At 65.4% G+C, this 16,714-nt stretch carries 14 protein-coding genes and 2 tRNA genes; 10 read left to right on the top strand and 6 right to left on the bottom strand.

All coding sequences use genetic code 11. The annotated features are described in order from the left end of the window. Window positions 1–164: 164 nt before the first annotated feature. A tRNA-Leu gene (locus tag ACK4HJ_RS17195) sits at window positions 165–249 on the bottom strand. A 209-nt stretch (window positions 250–458) separates the two neighbouring features. Continuing rightward, a tRNA-Leu gene (locus ACK4HJ_RS17190) sits at window positions 459–543 on the bottom strand. 19 nt (window positions 544–562) lie between these two features. Between ACK4HJ_RS17190 and rnr the strand changes: the two genes are divergently transcribed. After that, the gene (gene rnr / locus ACK4HJ_RS17185) at window positions 563–2,896 is read left to right on the top strand and encodes a ribonuclease R (protein WP_409833822.1); all 2,334 of its coding nucleotides are present in this window, start codon (window positions 563–565) and stop codon (window positions 2,894–2,896) included. A gap of 100 nt (window positions 2,897–2,996) precedes the next feature. On the opposite strand, the gene ACK4HJ_RS17180 is transcribed toward rnr, so the two are convergent. Next, on the bottom strand, window positions 2,997–3,971 hold the full coding sequence (locus ACK4HJ_RS17180; RefSeq protein ID WP_409833820.1) for an alpha/beta fold hydrolase: 975 nt from the start codon (window positions 3,969–3,971) through the stop codon (window positions 2,997–2,999). Window positions 3,972–4,081: 110 nt separating this feature from the next. On the opposite strand from ACK4HJ_RS17180, the gene ACK4HJ_RS17175 reads away from it, so the two are divergent. Then, entirely contained in the window at window positions 4,082–4,831 is a 750-nt protein-coding gene (locus tag ACK4HJ_RS17175; protein ID WP_409833818.1) for a helix-turn-helix domain-containing protein, read from the top strand. Window positions 4,832–4,837: 6 nt separating this feature from the next. Here the strand turns inward: ACK4HJ_RS17175 and ACK4HJ_RS17170 are convergent, their stop codons facing one another. From ACK4HJ_RS17170 to ACK4HJ_RS17160, 3 genes are all read right to left on the bottom strand, one after another. After that, window positions 4,838–6,376, bottom strand: coding sequence for an NAD(P)H-hydrate dehydratase (locus ACK4HJ_RS17170; protein WP_409833816.1), 1,539 nt, complete (start codon window positions 6,374–6,376; stop codon window positions 4,838–4,840). Window positions 6,377–6,472: 96 nt separating this feature from the next. After that, window positions 6,473–7,705 carry an FAD-dependent oxidoreductase gene (locus tag ACK4HJ_RS17165; RefSeq protein WP_409833814.1) on the bottom strand — a complete coding sequence of 411 codons (1,233 nt, stop codon included), beginning with the start codon at window positions 7,703–7,705 and terminating at the stop codon, window positions 6,473–6,475. Window positions 7,706–7,754: 49 nt separating this feature from the next. Continuing rightward, window positions 7,755–9,113, bottom strand: coding sequence for an amidase (locus ACK4HJ_RS17160; RefSeq protein ID WP_409833812.1), 1,359 nt, complete (start codon window positions 9,111–9,113; stop codon window positions 7,755–7,757). Between the two features lie 185 nt (window positions 9,114–9,298). On the opposite strand from ACK4HJ_RS17160, the gene rpsB reads away from it, so the two are divergent. From rpsB to rseP, 8 genes are all read left to right on the top strand, one after another. Further along, the gene (rpsB, locus tag ACK4HJ_RS17155) at window positions 9,299–10,051 is read left to right on the top strand and encodes a 30S ribosomal protein S2 (protein WP_094287824.1); all 753 of its coding nucleotides are present in this window, start codon (window positions 9,299–9,301) and stop codon (window positions 10,049–10,051) included. 106 nt (window positions 10,052–10,157) lie between these two features. Then, on the top strand, window positions 10,158–11,087 hold the full coding sequence (gene tsf, locus ACK4HJ_RS17150; RefSeq protein WP_409833810.1) for a translation elongation factor Ts: 930 nt from the start codon (window positions 10,158–10,160) through the stop codon (window positions 11,085–11,087). Between the two features lie 66 nt (window positions 11,088–11,153). Continuing rightward, a complete protein-coding gene (pyrH, locus tag ACK4HJ_RS17145; RefSeq protein WP_026436856.1) occupies window positions 11,154–11,876 on the top strand; it encodes a UMP kinase in 723 nt (240 codons plus the stop codon). Window positions 11,877–11,925: 49 nt separating this feature from the next. Continuing rightward, window positions 11,926–12,486, top strand: coding sequence for a ribosome recycling factor (gene frr / locus ACK4HJ_RS17140; protein WP_094287828.1), 561 nt, complete (start codon window positions 11,926–11,928; stop codon window positions 12,484–12,486). A 23-nt stretch (window positions 12,487–12,509) separates the two neighbouring features. Next, entirely contained in the window at window positions 12,510–13,241 is a 732-nt protein-coding gene (uppS, locus tag ACK4HJ_RS17135) for a polyprenyl diphosphate synthase (RefSeq protein ID WP_409833808.1), read from the top strand. 27 nt (window positions 13,242–13,268) lie between these two features. Next, window positions 13,269–14,123, top strand: a complete 855-nt coding sequence (locus tag ACK4HJ_RS17130) for a phosphatidate cytidylyltransferase (protein ID WP_409833806.1) — start codon at window positions 13,269–13,271, stop codon at window positions 14,121–14,123. Then, complete coding sequence (gene ispC, locus ACK4HJ_RS17125) at window positions 14,123–15,301, top strand: 1-deoxy-D-xylulose-5-phosphate reductoisomerase (protein ID WP_409833823.1); 1,179 nt, start codon at window positions 14,123–14,125, stop codon at window positions 15,299–15,301. Before ACK4HJ_RS17130 ends, ispC begins: the two co-directional genes overlap by 1 nt. A gap of 32 nt (window positions 15,302–15,333) precedes the next feature. Then, window positions 15,334–16,698 (top strand): RIP metalloprotease RseP, encoded by a 1,365-nt coding sequence (gene rseP, locus ACK4HJ_RS17120; RefSeq protein ID WP_409833804.1) that lies wholly within the window; start codon window positions 15,334–15,336, stop codon window positions 16,696–16,698. Window positions 16,699–16,714: the final 16 nt, after the last annotated feature.

Here is a 16,714-nt window from a genome sequence, read left to right as displayed (position 1 = left end):
TCCACCACCGCCAATTTAAAGGCCAGCGTGTAGTCGCGCTGCGTGCGTTTGACACTCGATTCCATGACACATGCCCTTTTTGAAAGGTCCTCGTGTCAACGCTATTCAGGACGGGTCACCGAAAACAAAAAAGCCGTTGCGGATGCAACGGCTTTTTGTGTGTTTGGTGCCCAGGAGAGGACTCGAACCTCCACGATGTTACTCGCTAGTACCTGAAACTAGTGCGTCTACCAATTCCGCCACCTGGGCTTTCAGATTAGCCTCGAATTATAGAACAACAATTCAAACGTTTTGGCTGCTGGCCCAAAAAATGCCAAAAGAAATGGGAGGCCGGGTCCTGTGGTGTTGTCGGCCTCACAGCGTTACAGGCTCACATTGAACGAGCTAAAAAATAAAAAAGCCGCTGAAGTCTCAGCGGCTTTGATATTTTGAAAACCGTCGCCGGTTCTCGTTAAACTTGGTGCCCAGGAGAGGACTCGAACCTCCACGATGTTACTCGCTAGTACCTGAAACTAGTGCGTCTACCAATTCCGCCACCTGGGCATTTCAGGAAAGACTCAGATTGTATATCAAAAAAAACTCCCCTAGCACCCAACCTGCCGCACATTTGTCGCAGGAGATCGAAGGCAGCGTGCAGGGGCACCGTGATGGACACGGTTTCGTCATCCGCGACGATGGCGATGGCGACATCTACATCCCTCCCAACGAAATGCGTGCTGTGCTGCACAAGGACCGTGTCCGCGTGCGCATCGTGCGCCAAGACCGCCGCGGCCGCCCCGAAGGCCGCGTGGTCGAGATCATCGAACGCCCGCCCCAGCCCATCATCGGCCGCCTGCTGCAGGAAAGCGGCGTGTGGCTCGTGGCGCCTGAGGACAAGCGCTACGGCCAGGATGTGCTGATCCCCAAGGGGGCCACTGGCGCCGCCAAGCCGGGGCAGGTTGTTGTGGTCGAGCTGACCGAGCCGCCCGCGTTATTTGGCCAGCCTGTGGGCCGCATCACCGAGGTGCTGGGTGAAGTCGACGACCCGGGCATGGAGATCGAGATTGCCGTGCGCAAGTACGGCGTGCCACACGAATTCTCAGAGGAATGCTTGGCCCAGGCCAAAGCCCTGCCCGACAAGGTGCGTGCGCAGGACAAGAAACGCCGCGTAGACCTGACCGACGTGCCCCTGGTCACCATCGACGGCGAAGACGCGCGCGACTTCGACGATGCCGTGTACTGCGAGCCCGCCAAGGTCGGCCGCAGCAAGGGCTGGCGCCTGCTGGTGGCCATTGCCGACGTGAGCCACTACGTGGAGACCGGCAGCGCCATCGACATCGACGCCTACGACCGCGCTACCAGCGTCTACTTCCCGCGCCGCGTGATCCCCATGTTGCCCGAGAAGCTGTCCAACGGCCTGTGTTCGCTCAACCCCGAGGTGGAGCGCCTGTGCATGGTCTGCGACATGTTGGTCACGGCCAAGGGCGAGGTGCACGCCTACCAGTTCTACCCGGCCGTGATGTTCAGCCACGCGCGCTTCACCTACACCGAGGTGGCCGCGATCCTGGCCAATACGCGCGGCCCCGAGGCCAGCAAACGCAAGGACCGGGTCAAGGATCTGCTCAACCTGCACGATGTGTACCGCGCGTTGCTCATTGCCCGCCAGGCGCGCGGCGCCGTGGACTTCGAGACCACCGAGACGCAGATCGTCTGCGACGAGAACGGCCGCATCGAGAAGATCGTCCCCCGCACCCGCAACGATGCGCACAAGCTCATCGAAGAAGCCATGCTGGCGGCCAACGTGTGCAGCGCCGACTTCATCGCCCAGGGCGGCCAGCCTGGCCTGTTCCGCGTGCACGAAGGCCCCACGCCTGAGAAGCAGGAGATCCTGCGCAACTACCTCAAGGCCATGGCTGTGGGCATGACGATTGGCGACGACCCCAAGCCGGGTGACTTCCAGGCGATTGCCGAGGCGACCAAGGAGCGGCCCGACGCGCAGCAGATCCACACCATGCTGCTGCGCTCCATGCAGCAGGCCATCTACACGCCCATCAACAGCGGCCACTTCGGGCTGGCCTTTGATGCCTACACCCACTTCACCAGCCCCATCCGTCGCTACCCCGACCTGCTGGTGCACCGGGTCATCAAGGCCATTCTGGGCAAGACGAAGTACGCGCTGCCGTCCTTGCCCACACCCGGCGAAGCCCATGCCAAGCTGGCCAAGCGCCTGGCGGCCCGCGTGGCGGCGCCCGGTACCAAGCCCCGAAAGGATGTGGCACCGCCAAGTCGCGACACCCAGGCCTGGGAGGCCGCCGGCCTGCACTGCAGTGCCAACGAGCGCCGCGCCGACGAGGCCAGCCGCGACGTGGAAGCCTGGCTCAAGTGCAAGTACATGCGCGAGCACCTGGGCGAGGAATACAGCGGCGTGGTCAGCGCCGCGACCAGCTTCGGCATCTTCGTGACGCTGGACGCGATGTACGTCGAGGGGCTGGTGCACATCACCGAGCTGGGCGGCGAATACTTCAAGTTCGACGAGGCCCGCCAGGAGCTGCGTGGCGAGCGCACGGGCATTCGCTACGCCATCGGCGCCCGCGTGCGGGTGCAGGTGAGCCGTGTGGACCTGGATGGCCGCAAGATCGACTTCCGCCTGGTGCGCGAGGGCGAAGAGCTGCTCGGCCGTGCGCTCAAGGACAAGGGTGTTGGCGCTGATGGTGCAGGCGGCGGGGCCCGCAAGGCCGGTGGCCGTGCGGGTGGCCGCAAGGCAGACAAAGGCGCTGCGATGTCAGCCACCGAAAAGGCGGGCCTGAACCGTGAGCGCGCGGCGCGTTCGCCCATCCAGTCGCTGAAGGCGTCGGTCAAGAAGGCGGTGGCGGGCAAGTCCAGCAAGGGCAAGGCGCGCAAGCCACGCCGCGGCTGACGGCCCTGTGCTGGTGGGCCTGAGGGCTTCCAGTTCAGCCTGCAAATTGCTACTTAATTGATAGCTGCTAGCGCATATTCAACATGCGCTAGCGGCTATTTTATTGGTGAGCTGGCTTCGTTTGATCCAGAAAGCGCGCATATCTGTGCGCCGTGTCGGCGGGTGCTTCCATCATGGGCAGATGGCCGATGCCGGGCAGGGCCTCCAGTTGCGCTTGGGGCAACAGCTTTTGCAAAGGCTGAAGGCCCGAACGGTCAAACACGCGGTCTTTATCGCCCCACAACACGAGCACGCGGTGCTGCTGCAAGTCGCCCAGCCGTTGCTCTAGCAGATAGCGGTCTTTGAGTTGCGCATCCCACAGGCGGGCGTTGGACTGGGCATTGCGCAGCGCTGTCTGCTCCGTGGCGTGCAGGATGGGATACGGCAGGAACGGACGCTTCTCAAATATAAGATCCATCATCGCGCTGAAGGCTGCGGCGTCGTGGGCCACCAGTGGGCGCTGCCCGGCATCGATAAGACGGTCCATGGTGCTGGGCTGTGGCGAGCGGATGCCATGGGGCGCGCCGATGAAGGCCACGCTGGCCACGCGCTCGGGGTGTTGCAATGCAAACAGCGCCGCAATGGTGCCGCCCATGGAGTTGCCCGCGAGGTGGGCTTTCTCGATGCCCAGCGTATCCAGCATCGCGCCCAGGCGTTGGACATGTGCGGCGTAGTCGTAAGGTTGGTCGTTCAGCCGCGTGCTCTCGCCAAAACCCGGGAAATCTGGGGCAATCACCCGGTACTGGCCGGTGAGGGGGCGCGCAAAATTCACCCAATGGTCCTTCTCTGCAAATATGCCGTGCAGCAGCACCAGAGGCGTGGCGCCTGGGTTGCCAGGCGCCGGTTGGGACGGCGCACCGCTGTCCAGGTAGTGGATGGTGTGCAGCGCGGCGGTGGTGGTTATTTCTTCCATGCCCGAGAGGCTGCGGTTGAGGTGGAGCAGGGGCTCCTTCAGCAGCGACGGGGCGCCGTAGTAGAGGCCTACACCGCTGAGCACGAGGGTGACGGCAACAGAATAGAAGGCAATGCGTTTCAAGAACCAGTCTCCAATAGAACGATGGGGTGCCGTGGTGCTCCGCTGTGGGCGCGCGCCGGGGCCGGGCAAGGCTACCGAGAACCGTGCCGCAAAACTTGTAGGTTTGGGCTATGCCGCAGCGCAAGAACACCCTGACGCTGGGCACTGACCGCGCGCTGTATGTGGGCGAGATCCCGGCCACGGGCTGGCATTTCCACGCGTCGCCCGTGCTGCTGATGGGGCTCTCGGGCCGGTTTGCGTTGCACTGGGGTGCAGGGCCGGTGGAGACTTGCCACAGCGCGCTGGTGGATGGCGGGGTGGAGCATCTGTTCGATCCCTGCGGTGAAGTGGTCGCGCTGGTGTACCTGGAGCCGGATTCACCGGAGGCGCGCAGCCTGCGCAGCGTGTTCCAGCGGCAGGGTGGCGTGCTCCTGGATGTGGCGGCGCCGGTGGGGGCGCGTGCGGCCATGGAGGGCCATCTGCGTGCCTTTGATCTACCGACCCTGCTTCAGCGCCACCTGCTGCAGGCGGCGCCCCCGCTGGACCTGCGCGTGGCCCGTAGCCTGCATGCCCTGCGCCGCCCGCAGCAGGAACATGGGCGCCTGGCGCGGGCGGGATTGGCGTCCGGGGTGCAGCTGTCTGCCTCGCGCTTCAACCATTTGTTCCGCGCCGAAATGGGTGTGAGCCTGCGCAGCTACCGCGTGTGGTCGCAAGTGCGGCTGGCCATGGCCGGGTTGGCGGTCAGCCCGCGCCTCACGGACGCGGCGCTGCACGGCGACTTTGCGGACTCGGCGCATTTCAGCCGCATGTTCCGCCAGACCTTTGGCATGACGCCGTCGAGCGTGCTCAAGCCGCTCAAGCAGGTCACGCTGTTGGATTGACCCCTGTCACCCGCCCACGCGCCGCGCCAGTGCGCTGGCGGTGAGGGCTGGGCCTGCTGGCCATGCATCCGCCGCCTGTCCGTGCTGGTACACCGCTTCGCTCGCAGCGCGCAATGCGCTGGCACCCGCGGCCAGTTGCGCGCCCACCATGCCCGCCAGCACATCGCCCGTGCCCGCCGTGGCCAGCCGCGCGTTGCCTGTGGGGTTGATGGCGGGGACGCGGTCGGGTGCGGCAATGACGGTGCCCGAACCCTTGAGCACGGCCACGCAGTTGAATTGGTCTGCAAGTTGTTGCGCGGCATCCAGTCGGTCAGCTTGGACCTCGGCCGTGGTCAGGCCCAGCAGGCGGGCTGCCTCCAGCGGGTGGGGGGTGATGACCGTGGGCTGCCCATGCTGCCCACGTGCCACCACCAGCGCATGCAATGCGGCCTGGGTGGCGATGGTGTTGAGTGCATCGGCATCCAGCACCAGGCGGGCTGCGCGGGTTATGACTTCGGGCAGCACGCGAGCGATGGCCTGGCCGCCGCCACAGCCGCAGACCACGGTGAGCTGCTCCAGCGCCAGCGCGTCAAAGCTACGGAGCATCAGCTCGGGCTGCTGCAGGTCCAGTTGCAGATGACCGTCGTCCAGCAAGGCCACCAGCACCCGGCCTGCGCCGCTGTGCAGGGCCGCCGATGCCGCAAGCAGGGCGGCGCCTGCCATGCCCATGCCGCGTGCTGACAGGCCCTCGCCTCCCACCACGGCGACATCACCATAGCTGCCCTTGTGGCTGGCATGGGCGCGGGGGCTGGTCAGGGCGGGGCCGGAGAGCCAGGCATTGGGTGGCTCATGCCCGGGAGCCACGCCCAGGTCGTCCAGCCACACCTGGCCTGCAGCATCGCGCCCGGCAGCGGTGAACAGCCCGGGCTTGAGGGTGAGCAGACTCAGTGTGTGGCGTGGCGGCGGCGCGTGGTGGTGCAGGTGTTGGTGCCGGTGGGTTGGGGTGTCGGGCGCCAGGCCCGCTGCAAACTGGCCGGTGTCTGCGTCCAGTCCGCTCGGCAGGTCCACGGCCAGCACCGGCGCAGGGCTGTGGTGCAGGGCTTGCAGACAGTCCAGGAGCCGGGGATCGGGTGTGCGTGCGGTGCGGTGGGGTGAAGACGAGACGCCAATGCCCAGCAGCGCATCGATGCACAGGTCGTTGGCATCCAGGTCGTCGGGCGCGGTATTTCCCCAGGCCACACCCGCAGCCCGTGCGCGCTGCCACGATGCCCTGGCGTCGTCCGGGGCTGTGTCGGGTTGGCCCAGCCAGGTCACGACCACTTTGCGGCCACTGCGCTGCAAATGCATCGCAGCCTCCAGCCCGTCACCACCGTTGTTGCCAGGACCGCAGGCAATCCAAACGGTGCGTGCGTGCGGTGCCAACGCCTGGGCCAGTTGCGCCACGGCCAGGCCGGCGCGTTGCATGAGGGTGTGGGGGGGCAGGGCGGCCGCGGCAGCTTTTTCCAGGCGGCGCGTGGCGGCTGTGTTGAACAGGGGGTGGGGCTGGTGAGGGGTGATGCGGTGCATGGGGCGAGGGCAGGGGCGCTGCAAACGGCAGGCGCCTGCCATTGTGCGCCCCCGCTTTCCGCTTTGAACATATCTCAAGCGGAAAGCGCTGGCGGGTCAGAACCGCCGCATGCCCAGTCCGTCCAGCGACACCTCGGGTTCGCGTTGCGCGATCAGGTCGGCCAGCGCCCGCGCGCTGCCGCAGGCCAGCGCCCAGCCGCCTGCACCGTGGCCGGTATTGAGCCACAGGCCCGGCACGCCGCTGGCGCCCAGCACCGGTGCGCCATCCGGCAACATGGTGCGCGCGCCGCGCCACACCTGCAGGCCAGATGACAGCTGCGCACCGCCCGGAAACCAGTCGTTCAGCGTGCGGTACAGGCGCTGCAGCGTGGGCGCATGGTGCGCGGCGTCGGCGCCCGCCAGCTCGGCACCGCCCGCAATGCGCACGCGCTGGCCCAGGCGGGTGATGGAGATCTGATGGCCCAGGTCCACCACGCTGGCGCGCGGCGCATGCGTGTCTTCGCGCAGTGGCGCGCTGACCGAGTAGCCGTACACAGCCGTCATCGGTAGCCGCAGCCCTAGAGCGGGCAGCAGCGCGGCCGAAGCCATGCCCGCACACAGCACCACGGCATCAAAGCGCCGAAGGTCGGGCTCACCGTGGACCTGAAGGCCTGTGGGCGCGCTGTGAATGCGCTCGATGCGGGTGTTGAAGGCAAAGTGCACGCCAGACCCCTGTGTGCCCTGGCGCAGCAACTGCGCAAACAGGCGGCAGTTGCCGGCGCCCGCACCCGGCAAGTGGATGGCGCCCGCCAGCGCCGTCTCGGGCGACAGGCCGGGTTCGAGCTTTTGCGCTGCTGCGGCGTCGATCTCGTGCGCAGCCATGCCCAGGTCGCGCAGCACCTGTAGCGCGGGCTGCAGGGTGGTGCGCTCTGCTTCGGTGCGCAGCAGCACGAGGCGACCTTCACTGGCTTCGAAGTCCAACTCGTGCTGCTGGGCAATGGTCTGCACACGTGCCTGGCTGTACTGGGCAAGCCGCTCCAACGCGGTGGCTGGCGCACTGTGCGCCAGGCCCGCAGCGCGCCAGCGCCATAGCCACGCCAGGTTGCGCTGGTTGAGGCCACCCGCCACACGCAGGGTGGCCTGGGCGCCCAGCAGGCGCAGCGGCAGCCCGTAGCCAGGCAGGGCCCAGGGGCTGAGCAGCAACGGCGCCAGCAGGCCGGCGGTGGCAAAGCTGGCTTCCTCTGCAGCAGCGCTGCGCTGGTCAAACACGGTGACCTCGTGGCCGTCGCGGGCCAGTTCATACGCAGTGGTGACGCCGACAATGCCGGCGCCCACGATGGCAATATTCATGAATTTTGGTGTTTTTGGCCTCTAGCGCTTGATGGTCAAGCGCTGGCAGCTATTTTTTTTGTAGTGCCTGCTCGATCTGCAAACTGACGTTCAGCACGGTGTCATCGCGCAAAGCCCCGTGCCAGACCATCAGGCCTACCGGGAGTTCCCCCGGCACGTGGCAGGGCAGCGACAGCGCGCAGCCATCCAACAGATTGACCACGCTGGTGTTGCGCAGCAGCAGGTTGTTTACGCGGAAGAATTCTGCGTCGCGCGCGGCGTCCAGCACGGCATCAGCGCCATCGGCCGGTGCCACGTCGGTAAGCAGGGGTGCGAAGATGGGCACGGTGGGCGACAGCAGGGCGTCATAGCCTTCCATGTCCGCCTGCATGCGTGCAATCCACTGCTGGCGGGCCTGCAGCAAGTCCACATATTCCCAGGCCATGAGCGTGGCGCCACGCTCGATGCGGGTACGCACACGGGGGTCGTAGCGGTCGCCTGCGCGCTGCAGCAGGGCGCGGTGCCACGCGTAGCTCTCGGGCGCGGCAAAGCCGTAGGCGGGCTGATCGGCCACGGCGGGCAGGGCGATGGTGTCGATCTGCGCGCCGGCACCGCGCAGGTGGGCAAGGGTGCGCTCAAAGGCCGTGGCCACCGCTGCGTCCATGCCGTCCAGAAACACCGTAGACGGCACGGCCAGCCTGTACTGTGACAGCGGCGCCAGGCTGCGCGTCACGCGGCGGGCGGCCAGCACCTCGTGCGCCACGATGGCGTCGCGCACGGTGCGCGTCATGGCGCAGGCGGTGTCCAGGGTGGTGGACAGAGGGACGGCGCCGGTGGCGGGCACCAGCCGCGCGGTGTTCTTGAACCCTACGATGCCGTTGAGCGCCGCCGGGATGCGGATAGAGCCCCCGGTGTCCGACCCGAGCCCGATGAACGCCGCCCCCGTGGCGACCGACACTCCCGCCCCGGAGGACGAGCCCCCGGGCACGCGCGGCGCGCCGGGCAGGGCGCCGGAGCGCGCATCCCACGCGGCGGGCGTGCCGTGGTGCGGGTTCACGCCCACGCCCGAAAAAGCGAACTCGACCATGTTTGTCCGGCCGATCAGGGCTGCGCCGGCCGCCCGCAGCCGCGCCACCGCCGGGCAGTCCTGGGCGGCGGCCGGCGCGTCGGCCAGCACGGTGGAACCAGCCGGTGTGGGCTGGCCCGCGACGTCGAACAGGTCTTTGATGGAGACCGCCAGCCCGGCCAGTGGCAACTGTGCCAGGCCCGGCTGCACCGCCGTGGTGCGCGCTTCTTCAAACATTGTTCTCACGAAGCTGTGGGCGTTGGCGGGGCTCTGGGCGGCGTCGATGCAGCGCTCCAGCTCGGCGGGCGCTGTGGTCGCGCCATCCCGCAGCAACTCGCGGGTGGCGATCAGGTCAGGAAGCATGGTGTGCTAGAATCTTTGGGTTTTGCTGGGACCAGTCGCGCAATGGTGCAAACCTTGCACACGGTGCGTGCCGGCCGCGGCAAAACCAATCGCAAACCAGCCCCGTCAAGGTGTTGCAATCGTCGTTGAAACACGGCGTTGCAAATATGGGGGCTGATTTTAGACCCAACCTTTGGAGTATTTTTATGTCCGTCACCATGCGCGAAATGCTGGAAGCCGGTGTCCACTTCGGTCACCAAACCCGCTTCTGGAACCCCAAGATGGCCCCCTACATCTTCGGCCATCGCAACAAGATTCACATCATCAACCTGGAAAAGTCGCTGCCACTGTTCCAGGAGGCCCAAAAGTTCGCCAAGCAACTGGCTGCCAATCGCGGCACGATCCTGATGGTCGGCACGAAGCGCCAAGCCCGTGAAATTCTGGCCACCGAAGCGCAACGCGCTGGCGTGCCTTTCGTAGACCAGCGCTGGCTGGGTGGCATGCTGACGAACTTCAAGACCGTGAAGACCTCGATCAAGCGCCTGAAGGACATGAAGGCTCAGCAAGAAGCTGGCCTCGACAGTCTGAGCAAGAAGGAGCAACTGACGTTCTCCCGCGAAATCGAAAAGCTCGAAAAGGACATCGGCGGTATCCAGGACATGGCTGCTCTGCCCGACGCCATTTTCATCATCGACGTGGGCTTCCACAAAATCGCCGTGGCCGAAGCCAAGAAGCTGGGCATCCCGCTGATCGGTGTGGTCGATACCAACCACTCGCCTGAAGGCATCGACTACGTGATCCCTGGTAACGACGACTCGGCCAAGGCCGTGACGCTGTACGCCCGTGGCATCGCTGACGCGATCATCGAAGGCCGTGCCAATGCGGTGAACGAAGTCGTGAAGGCTGCCGCTGGCGAGAGCACCGACGAATTCGTGGAAGTGCAAGAAGCCGCTGCCTGAGCGCCCGGCTGCGCGATCCGTCGCGAACAAAAGCGGGGCCCCTGGTGAGCCCCCTTTTTTTTAGCCCGAATCTGAACCCATTGAACTGAATACTGAAGGAATAAAGATGGCTGCAATTACCGCAAGCATGGTGGCTGAACTGCGTGGCAAGACCGACGCTCCCATGATGGAATGCAAGAAGGCGCTGACCGAAGCCGATGGCGACATGGCCAAGGCCGAAGAGCTGCTGCGCGTCAAGCTGGGCACCAAGGCTGGCAAGGCCGCATCGCGCGTGACGGCTGAAGGCGTGGTCGCCAGCTACATCGACGGCACCACGGGCGCTCTGGTCGAAGTCAACAGCGAAACCGACTTCGTTTCCAAGAACGACAGCTTCATCGCCATGGCCAACGCCGCTGCCAAGCTGGTGGCTGAGCACAATCCCGCCGATATCGAAGCCCTGGGTGCGTTGCCCTACAGCCAAGACAGCTTCGGCCCCACGCTGGAAGACGTGCGCAAGGGCCTGATTGGCAAGATCGGCGAGAACATGTCGTTCCGCCGCTTCAAGCGTTTCAGCGGCTCCAACCTGGCTGCCTACCTGCACGGTTCGCGCATTGGTGTGGTCGTCGAGTTCGACGGTGACGCCACCGCCGCCAAGGACGTCGCCATGCACGTGGCTGCCATGAAGCCCGTGGCCCTGACCAGCGCCGACGTGCCCGCCGACCTGATCGCCAAGGAGCGCTCGGTGGCCGAAGGCAAGGCCGACGAAGCCAACAAGGAACTCGTGGCTGCTGGCAAGCCTGCACAGAGCGCCGAAATCACGGCCAAGCGCATTGACGGCGCCGTGCAGAAGTACCTGAAGGAAGTCTCGTTGGCCGACCAGGTCTTCGTGAAGGCTGCCGACGGCAAGCAGACCGTGGCCCAGATGCTCAAGGCTGCCAACACCAACGTGAAGGGCTTCACCCTCTACGTGGTGGGCGAAGGCATCGAGAAGAAGGCTGACGACTTCGCTGCCGAAGTGGCTGCCCAGGTGGCTGCCGCCAAGGCCGCGGCTGCCTGATCGGCTGCACCGCAGCCCCGTCCCCCACTTTTTTTACCGCCGTACCTGCCTTTGGAGAAATCACCCATGTCCCACGCTGCACCAGCCCACAAGCGCATCCTGCTCAAGCTGTCTGGTGAGGCGCTGATGGGGGATGACGCCTTTGGCATCAACCGCGCCACCATCGTTCGCATGGTGGAGGAGATCGCCGAAGTCACCCGTCTGGGTGTGCAGGTGGCGGTGGTGATCGGTGGGGGCAATATTTTCCGTGGTGTCGCGGGCGGCTCGGTCGGCATGGACCGGGCCACCGCCGACTACATGGGCATGCTGGCCACCGTGATGAACGCGCTGGCCCTGGCCGATGCCATGGACAAGCAAGGCCTGGTGGCCCGTGTGATGTCCGCCATCGCCATCGAGCAGGTGGTTGAGCCCTATGTGCGCCCCAAGGCCTTGCAGTACCTCGAAGAGGGCAAGGTGGTTGTGTTTGCCGCTGGCACGGGCAACCCTTTCTTCACCACGGACACGGCAGCAGCCTTGCGCGGTGCCGAGATCGGCGCCGAGCTGGTGCTCAAGGCCACCAAGGTGGACGGCGTATATACTGCCGACCCCCAGAAGGACCCCACGGCCACGCGCTATACAAAGCTCAGCTTTGACGAGGCCATGTCCCGCAATCTGGGCATCATGGATGCGACCGCCTTTGCCCTGTGCCGCGACCAGAAGCTGCCGGTGAAGGTGTTTTCCATCATCAAGCACGGCGCCCTGAAGCGCGTGGTGATGGGCGAAGACGAAGGTACGCTGGTTTACGCTTGATCACGATGGATGGGCCTGCACCGGATGCAGGCTGGCCGCAGGAGAAAACATGACGATTGCCGACATCAAGAAAACCGCAGAGACCAAGATGGACCAGTCCATCACGGCCTTCAAGAACAACCTGCAGAAGATCCGCACGGGCCGCGCCAACCCAGCACTGCTCGACACGGTGCAGGTGGAGTATTACGGCTCCCTGGTGCCCCTCTCCCAGGTGGCCAATGTGGCTCTCATCGATTCGCGCACCATCAGCGTGCAGCCCTGGGAAAAGGGCATGGGCGCCAAGATCGAAAAGGCCATCCGCGAGAGCGACCTGGGCCTGAACCCGGCCTCCATGGGCGACCTGATCCGCGTGCCCATGCCCCCCATGAGCGAAGAGCGCCGCAAGGAAATGACCAAGCTCGCGCGCAACGAGGGCGAGAGCGCCAAGATTGCCGTGCGCAACCTGCGCCGCGACGCGAACGAATCCGTCAAGAAGCTGGTCAAGGACAAGCTGGCATCCGAAGACGACCAGAAGCGCGCCGAAACCGACGTACAGAAGTTCACCGACAAGCACATCGCCGAGATCGATGCGCTGGTGGCCGCCAAAGAGCAGGAAATCATGGCGGTTTAAGCCCCCAGGGCTTGATCGTTCCCATGTCTGTATTTCCCGTGGTGCCACACCACATCGCCATCGTCATGGATGGCAACGGCCGCTGGGCCAAGCGCCGCTTTCTGCCGCGCTTGGCAGGTCACAAGCAAGGGGTGGACTCGCTGCGCCGCTGTGTGCGCGCATGCGCTGAGCGTGGCGTGGCGGTGTTGACCGTATTTGCGTTCTCTTCCGAAAACTGGAACCGTCCCGCAGACGAGGTCTCCGGTCTCATGGAACTGCTGGCGATGGCCTTGGGGCGCGAGGTGCCACAGCTCAAGAATGATGGCGTGCGCCTGTACTTCGTGGGCGAGCGCGCCGGGCTGTCAGACAAAGTCCGCGACGGCTTGGTCCAGGCGGAAGCCGCCACGGCCGAAAACTCGCGGCTTGTGCTCAACGTGTGTTTCAACTATGGCGGGCGATGGGACATTGCCCAGGCCGCAGCATCGCTGGCTGCGCGGGGAGAGCCCATCACCGAAGCCAGCCTCCAGGGAGCCATGGGTCTGGCGCATGTGCCCGACCCAGACCTGGTGATTCGCACCGGTGGCGAAATGCGGATCAGCAACTTCCTGCTGTGGCAGTCGGCCTACGCCGAGTTTGTTTTTAGTGACCGGCTGTGGCCGGATTTCGATGAATCGGCGCTGGATGAAGCGATTGCCTCGTTCAGCCGCCGCGAGCGCCGTTTCGGCAAAACCTCCGAACAAATCCTGTCCGCGCATCCCGATCCGATGCCGGGCTAAGAACCTTCACAGGTTCCGAAAGGCTCCATGCTCAAACAGCGCGTCATCACAGCCCTCGTCCTGCTGGCCATCCTGCTGCCGGCCCTTTTTTATTCGTCCACGCTGCCATTCACCGTGGTGGTCCTGGTGCTGATGGCGGCGGGGGCCTGGGAGTGGGGGCGCCTCAGCGGTTTTGGCCAGGCCGGCTCCGTAGCCGTTGGGGCCGCCTGTGTGGCCCTGTGCCTGGGCTCGTGGGCACTGGGCTGGCTGGACCAACCGTTGACCGCGCTCTGGGTGGTGGGCGGGGGGCTCTGGGTGCTCTCCACGGCCTGGCTGCTGAAAGCCGGTGTGCCCGGGTGGCCGCGCATTCCCTCAGCGCTGCGTCTGGTGGCGGGCGTGCTGGCGCTCTGGCTGGCCTGGCTGGCCGTCGTGCAGGCGCGCAAGGTGGGCATCAACTTTTTGCTGTCTGTGCTGCTGCTGGTGTGGGTCGCAGACATCTTTGCCTACTTCGCAGGCCGCGCCTTCGGACTGCGCTTTACCAAAGGCAAGCTCGCGCCCACGATCAGCCCGGGCAAGAGCTGGGAGGGGGTGTGGGGTGGCTTGGCGGGTGTGATGGTCATGGCCTTTGTCTGGGTAGCTGCAGACGCTCACTGGGGAGCGGCGGTGCCCAGCTTTTACAGCCGTATGGCCCAACAGGGCTGGTGGCTCCTGGTGATCGGGGCCTTGTTTATGGTGGCCATGAGCGTATCGGGTGACCTGGTGGAGTCGCTCATCAAGCGCAGCGCGGGGGTCAAGGACAGCAGCGGCCTGCTGCCTGGCCACGGCGGCGTGCTCGACCGGGTGGATGCGCTGCTCCCCACGCTGCCACTGGCCATGATGCTCACGAGCCTGACGACGCAATGATGAAACAACGACTGACTGTTCTGGGCTCGACGGGCTCGATCGGGACGAGCACGCTGGACGTGGTGTCCCGCCACCCCGAGCGCTTCGAGGTGTTCGCCCTGAGCGCGGCAACGCAGGTGGACGTGCTGCTGGCGCAGTGCGCCCAGTTCCGTCCGCGCTATGCGGTGATGGCCAGCGAAGCCCATGCGGCACAGTTGGCTGAAAAATTGAAGCAAAACAGCCTTCCAACGCAGGTGCTGCAAGCGCAAGATGCTCTTGAAACTGTAGCGTCTCACCCCGACGTGGATGCCGTGATGGCCGCCATCGTCGGCGCGGCGGGCCTGGCTCCCTGCCTGGCGGCTGCAAGGGCTGGCAAGCGCCTGCTGCTGGCCAACAAGGAAGCGTTGGTGGTGGGCGGCGCTCTGTTCATGCAGACGGTTCGCGAAGGGGGCGCCACGCTGCTGCCCATCGACAGCGAGCACTCCGCCATCTTCCAGTGCCTGCCCGAGGACCCTGCCACGTGGGCGGACCGGCTGGACTGCATCCTGCTCACGGCCTCGGGCGGGCCGTTTAGGCAGCGGGATCCCGCTACGCTGTCGCAGATCACGCCTGCGCAAGCGTGCGCGCATCCCAACTTTTCGATGGGGCGCAAGATCTCGGTGGATTCCGCCACCATGATGAACAAGGCGCTCGAAGTGATCGAAGCGCGCTGGCTGTTCGATCTGCACCCAGACCAGATCAAGGTGGTGATCCATCCGCAGCAGATCATCCACTCCATGGTGCAGTTCAAGGATGCGTCCATCCTGGCGCAACTGGGCACGCCAGACATGCGCGTGCCCATTGCCTGCGGGCTGGCCTGGCCGGAGCGCATTGCCAGCGGCGCCAGCAAGCTGGATTTCTCCACGCTGTCTGCGCTGGCGTTTGAGGATGCGGATGCGATCCGCTTCCCCGGCCTGCACCTGTCCTGGCAGGCCCTGAAGGCGGCTGAAGGAACCACGGCCGTGCTGAATGCGGCCAACGAGGTCGCTGTCGGGGCGTTTTTGTCGGGCCGGCTGCGCTTTGATCACATCCATGCCGTCAACCTTGCAACTTTGGACGCGGTTTCTCCCTCCAAGCCCGATTCGCTGGAAGCGCTGCTCGACCTGGACACCCAAGCCCGCCATGCGGCAGAACACGCCGCAGGCCGACTGGCGGCCTGAGGCCACAGCGCGTTGAAACTGGACACCCACCCATGCTCCTGACCGTTGTTGCCTTCATCGTGGCCCTGGGCCTCTTGATTGCCGTGCACGAATACGGGCACTACCGCGTGGCTGTTGCCTGCGGGGTCAAGGTGCTGAAATTCTCCGTGGGCTTTGGCAAGCCCCTGCTGCGCTGGCAGCCCAAGGGTTCGCCCACCGAATTTGTGGTGGGTGCGTTTCCGCTGGGGGGGTATGTACGCATGCTGGATGAGCGCGAGGCGCCGGTGGCCGCCGAAGAGCGCCATCTGGCCTTCAACACGCAGCCGCTGCGCTCGCGTGCCGCCATCGTGGCGGCGGGGCCAGCCGCCAACCTGCTGCTGGCCGTACTGTTGTATTCGTTGGTGAACTGGAACGGCGTGGAGGAACCCCGTGCCGTGCTGGCCAGCCCCGTGGCGGGGTCTGTGGCGCAGAGCGCGGGATTGCGCGGCGGCGAGCTGGTGGAGCGCGCCGCTCTGGGGTCTGACGACATGGAGCTTGTGCGCTCGTTTGAAGACCTGCGCTGGCTGCTAACCCGGGGCGCGCTGGAGGGCCAGACGGTGCGCTTGGACGTGGTGCCCCAGGCAGGCGCATCGCACCGTGAAATTCTGCTCGACATGTCTCGCATCGACACACGCGAGGCGGACGCCCAATTGTTCCGAAAGATCGGCATCCTGGGGCCGTGGACGCGGCCCGAGCTGGGCGAGGTGATGGCTGGCGGAGCGGCGGAGCGCGCCGGCCTGCGTCAGGGCGACGTGGTGCTGAAGCTGGGCACAACGGACGTGGTGGATGGCCAGCAGCTGCGTGAGCTGATTCGCCAATCGGTGCGCGGTGAGGAGCCGCTGGCCCAGCCATGGCGGGTCGAGCGTGGTGGACAAGTGCTCACGCTCGACGTGCTGCCCGACGCCAAGACCGAACCGAGCGGCACCGTGGGCCGGATTGGGGCCTACGTGGGCGCTGCGCCAGAATTCGTGACGGTGGAGTACGGCATGCTGGAAGGTGCGTGGGCCGGCGTGGTGAAGACTTGGGACGTGTCAGTGCTCACCTTGCGCATGATGGGCCGCATGGTCATTGGAGAGGCATCGCTCAAGAACCTCAGCGGTCCACTGACCATTGCCGATTACGCAGGCCGCTCGGCCAGCCTGGGCCTCACGCAGTACCTTGTGTTTCTGGCGTTGATCAGCGTCAGCTTGGGGGTGCTGAACCTGCTGCCCTTGCCGGTCCTCGATGGGGGACACCTGATGTATTATCTTTGGGAGGGTGTGACCGGCAGGGGGGTGTCGGACGCATGGATGGAGCGACTGCAACGCGCAGGTGTTGCTGTGCTGCTTCTGATGATGTCCATAGCCCTGTTCAACGATGTCACCCGGCTCTTTGGCTAACTCTTTTGCCGCGCTT

Source organism: Acidovorax sp. (assembly GCF_046294525.1).
Lineage (GTDB): Bacteria > Pseudomonadota > Gammaproteobacteria > Burkholderiales > Burkholderiaceae_C > Acidovorax.
Note: the sequence above shows the minus strand (reverse complement) of the source record. Positions and strands in the feature narration are given on the sequence as shown.

What these genes read in the sequence shown, in the direction of transcription:
- ACK4HJ_RS17160 (WP_409833812.1), bottom strand. Translation starts at nt 9,113, where the DNA reads ATGCTTCCTGACCTGATCGCCACCCGCGAGTTGCTGCGGGATGGCGCG.
- rseP (WP_409833804.1), top strand. Translation starts at nt 15,334, where the DNA reads ATGCTCCTGACCGTTGTTGCCTTCATCGTGGCCCTGGGCCTCTTGATT.
- tsf (WP_409833810.1), top strand. Translation starts at nt 10,158, where the DNA reads ATGGCTGCAATTACCGCAAGCATGGTGGCTGAACTGCGTGGCAAGACC.
- rpsB (WP_094287824.1), top strand. Translation starts at nt 9,299, where the DNA reads ATGTCCGTCACCATGCGCGAAATGCTGGAAGCCGGTGTCCACTTCGGT.
- uppS (WP_409833808.1), top strand. Translation starts at nt 12,510, where the DNA reads ATGTCTGTATTTCCCGTGGTGCCACACCACATCGCCATCGTCATGGAT.
- ACK4HJ_RS17170 (WP_409833816.1), bottom strand. Translation starts at nt 6,376, where the DNA reads ATGCACCGCATCACCCCTCACCAGCCCCACCCCCTGTTCAACACAGCC.
- ACK4HJ_RS17130 (WP_409833806.1), top strand. Translation starts at nt 13,269, where the DNA reads ATGCTCAAACAGCGCGTCATCACAGCCCTCGTCCTGCTGGCCATCCTG.
- frr (WP_094287828.1), top strand. Translation starts at nt 11,926, where the DNA reads ATGACGATTGCCGACATCAAGAAAACCGCAGAGACCAAGATGGACCAG.
- ispC (WP_409833823.1), top strand. Translation starts at nt 14,123, where the DNA reads ATGAAACAACGACTGACTGTTCTGGGCTCGACGGGCTCGATCGGGACG.
- ACK4HJ_RS17175 (WP_409833818.1), top strand. Translation starts at nt 4,082, where the DNA reads ATGCCGCAGCGCAAGAACACCCTGACGCTGGGCACTGACCGCGCGCTG.
- ACK4HJ_RS17165 (WP_409833814.1), bottom strand. Translation starts at nt 7,705, where the DNA reads ATGAATATTGCCATCGTGGGCGCCGGCATTGTCGGCGTCACCACTGCG.
- pyrH (WP_026436856.1), top strand. Translation starts at nt 11,154, where the DNA reads ATGTCCCACGCTGCACCAGCCCACAAGCGCATCCTGCTCAAGCTGTCT.